Below are 9,370 nucleotides of genomic sequence, written 5' to 3'. Positions count from 1 at the left end.
CCGGCTTTGCGCGCGGCACCTATGGCGCCCGTCCCAACGATGACCTCGAACTGATCGACTGCTTGATTACCAACGCCGTCCGATGCGCCCCGCCAGGCAACAAGCCCGAGACCTCGGAAGAAGCCGCCTGCCGCCCATTCCTGGCCGCACGCCTGGCTGCATTGCCGCAACTTAAGGTGATCGTGACGCTGGGCGATGTTTCCCGACGCAACACGCTCCGCGCCCTAGGCCTGAAGGCTTCGGCCGGCGTGTCCGGCCATGGTGCGGAGTTCGCCGCCGGTCCCTATACCGTGATCAACAGCTATCACTGCTCCCGCCTCAACACGAACACTGGGCGGCTCACGGCTCAGATGTTCGAGTCGATTTTTCAACGTGCAAGGGCCCTTGTTGGCGACTAACACCAGTGCTGAGGTTGTCCGCTTTCCAATGAGTAGGCGCAGTAGCTCCCGGAGGCGTGCATGATCTTCGAGCAATTGGCGACTGGCGGGTGCCAATCCTACCTACTCGGCTGCGAAGCGACGAAGGCCGCCATCCTTATCGACCCGGAGCTAAGCCGCATTGACCATTACCGGGGCCTTTGCGCCCAACATGGTCTCGCCCTGAAGTACGTTGTCGACACCCACACTCACGCAGATCACTTCTCGGCCAGCAAAAAGCTGGCTCGTACCACCCATGTTCCCGTAGTGATGCATCGGCTGTCGCCAGCGCCGCATGCCGACATGCGAGTGGACGACGGCGACATGATCATCGCTGGCGAACTGCGTCTCCAGGTCATCCACACGCCGGGCCACACTCGAGATTCGATGTCGCTGCTCATGAGCGATCGGGTATTCACGGGTGACACCTTGCTGATCGGTGGCACGGGTAGATCCGACCTGCCGACAGGCGATCCGAATGAGCTCTTTGAGAGCCTGTTCGACAAGCTCCTCAAGCTGAAGCCCGAGACGCTGGTGTTTCCCGCCCACGACTACAAGGGCCGCCTGCATTCAACCATTGGGGCGGAGATTTCCGATAACCCACGGCTCCAGAAGTCTGATCGGGCCTCATTTGTAACAATGATGCAAGGCTTGGACCTCGCGGCGCCGACACACCTGACAGAAGCTCTCCGAACGAACATGAGCGGCGGCAAAACCGTCGCTCAACTCCTGTCGGAAGCGTCGGCGCGCGTGCCCTTCATGTCACAGGAAGAGCTGAGTACGCGGCTGGGGAGCAACTCCCGCGATCTCGTCATTCTGGACCTTCGCGAGCGCGATGCATTCGAAGCCGGCCACGTACCTGGTGCGCGCCACCTGCCCCGTGGTCAACTGGAGTTGCGGGTGAACACCGAACTGCCAGATCCAACCGTTCGGATCCTTACATGTTGCGAGTTCGGCAAAATCTCAACCCTGGCGGCGGCAACGCTCCGCGAACTCGGCTACACTCGGGCTGTCGCACTGGATGGCGGCATGAAGGCTTGGCGCGAGGCGGGCTATCCCAGCGAGACGTGACACAACTTGACCGATGGCGGTGCGCAATCGTGAAGCAATCTCTCTTGGGCTTGCTGGCCGCGACCTTTATGGTGACAGGCCAGACTCAAGCCTCTCCACGGCCGGAGTCTGCATTGCAGATCCAAGCGCTCGAAGTCCTGAAGCGCGGTATCGCCTTCCGATCCGTGGAGGGTTCCCACCAAGTTCCAGCCTATGCGGCCTATCTGAAGAGCCTACTTGTTGCCGGTGGCTACAAGGACAGCGAGGTAATCATTGAGCCACTCGGCGAGACCGCGTTCTTGATCGCACGGTTTCCTGGGACTGATCCGGTGGCAAAACCGATCGTGATTAACGGCCACATGGATGTGGTTGAAGCCCCCCGGGAGGACTGGGTCCAAGATCCATTCACCGCTGTGGTCGAAGGTGGCTGGATCTATGGCCGGGGCGCAGTCGACAACAAGTTCGACATTTCCGTTGTTGTCACCTTGCTGGCGGATCTCCGTCGGCGTGGCTGGAAACCGGGGCGGGATGTGATCCTTGCGCTGAGCGGCGACGAGGAAACCGTGATGGCCACGAGCGCTGTACTGGCCGAACGGCTCAAGGGCGCGGAAATGGTGCTGAACACCGACATCGGCGGCGGCAGCCTCGACGCTGCCGGAAAACCCGCCACATACGGCATTCAGGCATCCGAGAAGACCTATGCAGATTTCGAGATAACCTTCACCGATCCCGGCGGCCACTCCAGCCGACCGACCCCAGGCAATGCCATCTACCGGATGGCGCGAGCGCTGGACCGCATCGCCGCCTTCAGGTTCCCGCCTGAAGCCAACGAGGTGACTCGCGGCGCGCTCATGGCTGCGGCGCCGACAACCCCCGAACCCTATGGCCCGGCGCTGAAGGCCTTCGCTGCCGACCCCGGAGATAGTAGGGCCGCCGAGACCCTCTCCACCGACCCCGGCTTCAACGCTGCGATTCGCACCACTTGTGTCGCCACCATGATCTCCGGCGGACATGCGCCCAACGCCCTGCCCCAGCGGGCGCGGGCCGTAGTGAACTGCCGCATCTTCCCGGGCACGGCCTCCGAACAGGTCCGCCAGACCTTGGTGCGGGTAGTCGATGACGGGACAGCCTCGATCACCCGCCTCGCAGACGGCTCGATCGACAGCCCTGCATCTCCCCTAAGAGCCGACGTGATGGCCGCGCTACGCAAGGCCGTAGACCGGAACCACCCTGGTCTGCCCATCGTGCCGATCCAGTCGGCGGGAGCCACCGACAGCATGCACTTCCGCGCAGCCGGCGTGCCCAGCTATGGCGTTTCAGGCCTGTACATCCAGCCGGGCGTATCGTTCACACACGGCCTCAACGAGAAGGCGCCGGTGGCGGCGATACCAGGCGCCCTGGCCCATTGGGAGGTTCTGCTGCGGGAAATCGCCAAGTAGCGATTCCGTTGCCCTTCCCTGGCGGCGCCGCGATACCATCACGGTTGCTTGCAGGGAGGATGCCATGCACGACCTCGTCATTCGCGGCGGAACCATCGTCGATGGCTCGGGCGCCGAGCGCTTCAAGGGTGATATCGCCATCGATGGCGACCGCATCAGCGTGGTGGGCCGCATCACCACATCCGGCCGGCGCGAGATCGACGCCGCAGGCCTTATCGTCACACCGGGCTGGGTCGACATCCACACCCACTACGACGGCCAGGCCACCTGGGATCCGGTGATGGCCCCCTCTTCTTGGCATGGCGTCACCACGGCCATTATGGGCAATTGCGGCGTCGGCTTCGCCCCAGTGCGGCCCGGCCAGGAAGGTTTCCTGATCGAACTGATGGAGGGCGTGGAAGATATCCCGGGCTCCGCCCTGCACGAGGGCATTGACTGGAAGTGGGAGAGTTTCCCCGAGTATCTCGACGCGCTGGAGGCAAAACCCCGCGCCATTGACGTTGGAACCCATGTGCCGCACGCGTCGGTCCGCGCCTACGTGCTGGGCGACCGCTGCAACACCGACTACGAGCCCAACGCTGAGGAGATCGCCGAGATGTCTCGGTTGGTTCGTGAGGGCGTCGAGGCCGGGGCATTGGGCTTCTCCACCTCGCGTACCCTGCTGCACAAGGATCTCAAGGGCGTTCACATGCCCGGCACCTTTGCCGGCTCCGATGAAATGTTAGCCCTCGGCCTCTCAATGAAGGGGCTGCGCCACGGTGTGTTCGAGATGGTCTCCGACCACCTGGGCGACGACGACGAGTGGATGTGGGTCAAGGGCTTCGCACAGGAGACCGGCCTTCCGGTCACCCTCGTCGCCACCTCGGCCGGCGCCTACGAAGGCGACAAGATGTACAACATCGCTGAGGAAAGCCGTCGCCATGGCATGGATATTCGCCCGCAGATCGCCGGTCGGCCCACGGGCATCCTCCACGGGCTGACCTCCAGCTTTCATGTGTTCATGGCCAGCCCGACATGGAAGGCGAAACTAGCCGACCTCGGGCTGGAGGAGCGCCTCGCAGCCATGCAGACGCCGGAGATCCGCGCCGGGTTGCTCTCCGAGGATAGCCCGCTGATCCGCGCGGCGATTGGCGACGCTGCGACCGGCGACCTCGCGGCGGCGTTCGGTGGCAGCCTGCTGTGGCGCATCTTCCCGTTGGGCGACCGTCCTGACTATGAACCCGACCGCGAGGGAAGCGTCGCCGGCCTCGCCCAGGCTGCCGGCGTGCCGCCGCTGACCATGATGTATGACCTGCTGACCCGCGACGGCGGGCGCGAGCTGTTCTATCAACCCCTCGGCGGCTACCAGACCTACAACTTCGACTTCTTCCGCAAGAACATGCAGCATCCCAATGTGCTGTTTGGTCTCTCAGATGGCGGAGCCCACTGCGGCGTGATCGCCGACGCCGGAATGCCCACCTTCATCCTGACCCACTGGGCGCGCGACCGCGTCAAGGGCGATCAATTCCCACTTGAGTTCCTGGTTCGCAAACTGACCAGCGACACAGCGCGCGCCTACGGCCTTAACGACCGCGGAAGGCTCGCGCCTGGCCTATTGGCCGATCTCAACATCATTGACTTCGAACGCCTGCGCCTGCACCGGCCGGAAGCGATCCATGACCTACCCGCCGGCGGCCGACGCCTCGTCCAGCGGGCGGAGGGCTATCGCTTTACGATCAAGTCTGGCGAAGTGACCTTCGAGGATGGAGAGCACACGGGCGCCCTGCCCGGAGGCTTGGTGCGTGGTGGCCGGGAAGCCGTCATCCTGCCGATGGCCGCGGAGTAGTTCACAGCTGGGTCATCCTGGGCTGCGCCCTTGGCTCGACAACGGGATCATCTACGCAAGCAGGCGGCAGAGCGCGCCCTCCGAGTCTGAAGTCCAGAGCATCGCCGATGCGTTGGCTGGCGTTTAGCCTTGGACAACGCCCCACCCAAAGGAAACTCTAGGCTGCCCCGCCCTTATCACGGCGCTCGGCATAGATGATCAACGGCTGGGCGCGGCCTTCAATGACCTCAGCATTTACCACCACCTCCTCGACGCCGTCGTAGGTGGGTAGTTCGTACATCGTATCCAGCAGCACGCCTTCCAGGATCGACCGAAGGCCCCGGGCGCCTGTCTTCCGTAGGATGGCCTTCCGCGCCACGGCATTCAGCGCATCGTCCGTGAAGGTCAGTCCAACGTTCTCCATCTCGAACAGCCGCATGTACTGCTTCACGAAAGCGTTCTTGGGCTCCGTGAGGATCTTAACCAGCGCCTTCTCGTCGAGATCATCCAGTGTGGCGATCACCGGCAGGCGGCCGACAAATTCAGGGATCAGGCCGAAGCGCAGAAGGTCATCGGGTTCGACCTGACGGAAGATTACACCCGTGCGCCGCTCATCCGGATCGGACACCTTGGCGCCGAAACCAACACTGGTGCCCTGGCCGCGCGCTGAGATAATTTTCTCCAGCCCCGCGAAAGCGCCACCGCAGATGAACAGGATGTTGGTGGTGTCGACCTGCAGGAACTCCTGCTGGGGATGCTTGCGGCCACCCTGGGGCGGGACGGAGGCGACTGTGCCCTCCATGATCTTCAGCAGCGCCTGTTGCACCCCCTCGCCCGATACGTCGCGGGTGATCGAAGGGTTGTCCGACTTGCGGCTGATCTTGTCGACTTCGTCGATGTAGACGATCCCGCGCTGGGCCCGCTCTACGTTGTAGTCCGCCGCCTGCAGCAGCTTGAGGATGATGTTCTCGACATCCTCCCCGACGTATCCGGCTTCCGTGAGCGTTGTCGCGTCGGCGACGGTGAACGGCACGTCGATGATTCGCGCCAGGGTCTGCGCCAACAGCGTCTTGCCGGTGCCCGTCGGACCGATGAGCAGGATGTTGGCCTTGCCCAATTCGACATCGTTGTTCTTCGTCGCGTGGTTCAGGCGCTTGTAGTGGTTGTGCACCGCGACCGAGAGGACTTTCTTAGCGTGATCCTGGCCGATCACGTAGTCGTCAAGGACCTCGCGAATTTCCTTCGGGGTGGGCACGCCGTCCTTAGACTTCACGAAGGAAATCTTGTGTTCTTCCCGGATGATATCCATGCACAATTCTACGCATTCATCACAGATGAACACGGTCGGACCCGCAATCAACTTGCGGACCTCGTGCTGGCTCTTGCCGCAGAAAGAGCAATAGAGCGTGCTCTTGGAATCTCCGCTCGCGGCCTTGGTCATGTTGTCATCTCACTCTGCCAGCCCGGCCAATCGATGGTCTGATGGCCGCGCTCCGGGGCGTCAAAGTCCCAAGCACACAAGGATAGGCGCCGCGGGTTGTCTAAGTCTTGACATTCCCCGATCCGGCCAAGGATCACAAGCCTTCGCGCATGCGAACAGGTTCAGGTAGGCCGCAGAATGACCAACGAGACGGCGGCAATCGACAGAACACCAGCGCCGCTGGTGGCATTTGATTTTGACGGCACCCTCACGGTCCGCGACAGTTACACATCATTCCTGCTTTGGCGCGCGGGACCGACCGGCGCGCTGTTGAGGGCGATCCGGCTCGCGCCGGCCGCAATTTCCTGGCTGTTTCATCGTGACCGAGGGCGCATCAAGGCGGCGGCGACACGTGCATTCCTGGGTGGCGCGACGCGCGACGAGCTGGAGGCCGACGCGAAGGCTTTTGCCGGCCACGTCTCCCGCCGATTGCTTCGCCCTGACGCCATCATCGCCTGGAAGCGCTGGCGCAACGATGATGTGCGACTGATCATTGTGACAGCTTCGCCCACATTCGTCGTCGCACCCTTCGCTCGGGGCCTCGGCGCGGATGGGATCATCGGCACAGAACTGGCGTTTGACGCTATGGGTCGCGCGACCGGCGGCTTCAATGGTCCGAACTGCCGTGGGCCTGAGAAAGTCGCCAGGATCCATGCGACATTCGGCCCCGAGGTGGTGATCCGAGCGGCCTATGGCGACACCTCTGGCGACACCGATATGCTGGCCGCCGCCGACGAGCCCTACTATCGCGTGTTCACCGGCCGGCCATGAAGCACGCAACCGCCGCCACACTTGATCAATTGGATAGCCTGCTCGCCGAACTGCGTCGACTGACCAGCCTTACCGAGCGGTCACGCGGCGTCTTCTATCGCAAGGGTCGCGCGTTCCTGCATTTCCACGAGGATCCACTGGGCCTATTCGCCGATATCCGAGGCGCGAACGGCCGCGACTTTGAACGCTTCGATGTTACCCGATCAGGCGGGAGAGAGGGCCTTCTGGAGCTGGCCCGGAAACGCGCGAGCTGATCGGAATCAGTCGTCTTCGCCCTCACGCTTTTCCCAAACGTGGTCAACCAACCCCCAGTCGCGGGCTTCTTCGGCAGTCATGAAGAAGTCGCGGTCGAGCGTCTCCTCGACCACCTCGATGGGCTGTCCGGTGTGCTTGGCGTAGATTTTGTTCAGCCGCGCCTTGGTCTTCAGGATGTCCTCGGCGTGGCGACGGATATCCTGCGCCTTGCCGGAGTAGCCGCCCGAAGGCTGGTGCACCATGATCCGGCTGTTGGGCAGTGCGATCCGCTGGTCCTTCTCTCCCGCCATCAGCAGGAATGAACCCATCGACGCCGCCATCCCCAGGCAAAGCGTGATCACCGGGCTCTTGATGTACTGCATGGTGTCGTAGATCGCGAGGCCGGAGGTCACGATCCCGCCCGGGGAGTTGATATACATCTGAATCTCCTTCTTGGGGTTTTCGGCCTCAAGATGGAGAAGCTGGGCGCAGATCAGGCTCGCCATCCCGTCCTCGACCGGGCCGGCCAGGAAGATAATGCGGTCCTTCAGCAGGCGGGAGAAGATGTCATAGGCTCGCTCGCCCCGACTGGTCTGCTCGACGACCATCGGCACGAGGCCAAGGGCGGTGGTCACGGGATCGCGCATGGAAAGTCCTTCGGGGTGTTCGGCGCCTATCCGGGCGCGAGTGTTCAATGGAGATATCGCGTGCGCCGAGCCCCGGCGCAAGGCGCGCTGGCCCCCTTCGTTCGCGTCCCTGCCACCGCCCGGGAGGCCGGATGATGAGTATGCCCGGGCACATCAGTTGTCAGCAGTGCCACAATTTGGGGCCTTAGGCGGCGATCTGGTTGATCCAGGCGCGCAGCACCGCCAAAACCTGCTCCGGCGCCGCATAACCACGCGTCACCACGCCGAACACGCCCTCATCATTGGGGCCGCCGATGAGAGTCGGGAATCCGGTTACACCGGCGCGCTGCGAGAGGGCGTAGTCGCGCCAAGTCTCAGCCTTGGCGTCTTCTTCGTCCCAGGCTGCGAGGAAGGAGGCGCGGCCAAGGCCAAATTCTTCCGCGATATCGGCCAATACCCCGCCCTGAGTGATGTCCCGCGCCTCGGCGTAAAAGGCATGCTGCAGCGCCTGGAGATAGCGCAATGCCATCTCAGGGTCCTCGCGCCGCACGACGACCACCGCGCGCGCCGCCGGGTCCGTGTCGTAGACGAAGTCGCCACGCTTGATCAGGGACGCATCGAAGGGAAGCCCGGTTGCCTCGGTCACGTGCGTCCAGTGGCCGGCCAGTTCCTTGGCCCGCTCGCGCGTCGTCACGGTCTCGGTGCCAGGGCGCAGACCGCCCATGACCAGGCGGATCGGCAGCGCCCGGCCGTAGTTCCGGCGGATCTCGTCGACCACCGGCGAAAAACCGTAACACCACGAGCACATCGGGTCGGAGAAGTAGATCAGGTGTGGGCCGTCCATCGCGGGCTCCTCCTCTGACGACCGAGCTTACACGGCAGTGGCGGATCGTCACGCGCGCTCTTCCCGCCGTCGGCGGAAGGCGCCAATTTCCCGTTATGGCCCACGACCATCATGATCATGACGATCCTCACGGCCAGGCGCCGCCGCCTGACATCGCGCTCCGCGTCAAAGCGTTGGAGTCGCTTCTGGTGGAGAAGGGCCTGGTCGATCCAGTGGCGCTGGACGCCATCGTCGACCACTTCGAGACCCGCGTCGGCCCCCGCAACGGTGCGCGCGTGGTGGCGCGCGCGTGGACCGATCCGGCCTATCTGGATCGCCTGCGCAACGACGCTACGGCGGCCATCGCCGAGCTTGGCTACACCGGCGCTCAGGGCGAGCACATGGTCGCGGTGGAAAACGGGCCCCAGGTGCACAACCTCGTCGTCTGCACCCTCTGCTCCTGCTACCCATGGCCGGTGCTGGGGCTGCCGCCGGTCTGGTACAAGTCCGCTCCGTATAGAAGCCGCGCGGTGATCGATCCGCGCGGCGTATTGGTTGAGTTCGGTACGGTGCTGCCGGACGAAACTGAGATCCGCGTCTGGGATTCCACGGCAGAGGTCCGCTACCTCGTAATCCCCGAGCGTCCGGCCGACACCGAGGGCCTCGACGCCGAGGCCCTGGCCGCCCTGGTCACCCGCGATGGAATGATCGGGACAGCTAGGTTGTG

General features: G+C 63.6%; 10 protein-coding genes. 7 read left to right on the top strand and 3 right to left on the bottom strand.

Translation table 11 applies throughout. The features are described from left to right. From ACIQ3R_RS11015 to ACIQ3R_RS11000, 4 genes are all read left to right on the top strand, one after another. A partial coding sequence (locus ACIQ3R_RS11015; RefSeq protein ID WP_397418407.1) for a uracil-DNA glycosylase family protein occupies positions 1 to 398 on the top strand: 398 nt, incomplete at its 5' end. A 60-nt stretch (positions 399 to 458) separates the two neighbouring features. After that, positions 459 to 1,487 carry a rhodanese-like domain-containing protein gene (locus ACIQ3R_RS11010; protein WP_397418405.1) on the top strand — a complete coding sequence of 343 codons (1,029 nt, stop codon included), beginning with the start codon at positions 459 to 461 and terminating at the stop codon, positions 1,485 to 1,487. Beyond that, positions 1,484 to 2,905 carry a M20/M25/M40 family metallo-hydrolase gene (locus tag ACIQ3R_RS11005; protein WP_397418403.1) on the top strand — a complete coding sequence of 474 codons (1,422 nt, stop codon included), beginning with the start codon at positions 1,484 to 1,486 and terminating at the stop codon, positions 2,903 to 2,905. The genes ACIQ3R_RS11010 and ACIQ3R_RS11005 overlap by 4 nt, the downstream gene beginning before the upstream one ends. Positions 2,906 to 2,969: 64 nt before the next feature. Next, positions 2,970 to 4,730: an amidohydrolase family protein gene (locus ACIQ3R_RS11000; protein WP_397418401.1), complete on the top strand. Its 1,761-nt coding sequence runs from the start codon at positions 2,970 to 2,972 to the stop codon at positions 4,728 to 4,730. A gap of 157 nt (positions 4,731 to 4,887) precedes the next feature. Here ACIQ3R_RS11000 and clpX read toward each other — a convergent pair whose 3' ends face one another. Continuing rightward, entirely contained in the window at positions 4,888 to 6,150 is a 1,263-nt protein-coding gene (gene clpX, locus ACIQ3R_RS10995; RefSeq protein ID WP_397418399.1) for an ATP-dependent Clp protease ATP-binding subunit ClpX, read from the bottom strand. Positions 6,151 to 6,327: 177 nt separating this feature from the next. Between clpX and ACIQ3R_RS10990 the strand changes: the two genes are divergently transcribed. Beyond that, positions 6,328 to 6,960, top strand: a complete 633-nt coding sequence (locus ACIQ3R_RS10990) for an HAD-IB family hydrolase (RefSeq protein ID WP_397418397.1) — start codon at positions 6,328 to 6,330, stop codon at positions 6,958 to 6,960. After that, entirely contained in the window at positions 6,957 to 7,214 is a 258-nt protein-coding gene (locus ACIQ3R_RS10985; protein WP_397418395.1) for a hypothetical protein, read from the top strand. The genes ACIQ3R_RS10990 and ACIQ3R_RS10985 overlap by 4 nt, the downstream gene beginning before the upstream one ends. A gap of 6 nt (positions 7,215 to 7,220) precedes the next feature. On the opposite strand, the gene ACIQ3R_RS10980 is transcribed toward ACIQ3R_RS10985, so the two are convergent. Together ACIQ3R_RS10980 and ACIQ3R_RS10975 are read right to left on the bottom strand one after the other, a co-directional pair. Then, positions 7,221 to 7,841, bottom strand: coding sequence for an ATP-dependent Clp protease proteolytic subunit (locus ACIQ3R_RS10980; RefSeq protein WP_397418393.1), 621 nt, complete (start codon positions 7,839 to 7,841; stop codon positions 7,221 to 7,223). Between the two features lie 184 nt (positions 7,842 to 8,025). After that, a complete protein-coding gene (locus tag ACIQ3R_RS10975) occupies positions 8,026 to 8,664 on the bottom strand; it encodes a DsbA family protein (RefSeq protein WP_397418391.1) in 639 nt (212 codons plus the stop codon). Between the two features lie 95 nt (positions 8,665 to 8,759). Here ACIQ3R_RS10975 and nthA point away from each other — a divergent pair. Next, positions 8,760 to 9,370, top strand: a 611-nt coding sequence (gene nthA / locus ACIQ3R_RS10970; RefSeq protein WP_397418389.1) for a nitrile hydratase subunit alpha, incomplete at its 3' end; no start/stop codon positions are given.

This window comes from Phenylobacterium sp., from assembly GCF_044371015.1.
In the GTDB taxonomy this organism is placed as follows: Bacteria; Pseudomonadota; Alphaproteobacteria; order Caulobacterales; family Caulobacteraceae; genus Phenylobacterium.
Note: the sequence above shows the minus strand (reverse complement) of the source record. Positions and strands in the feature narration are given on the sequence as shown.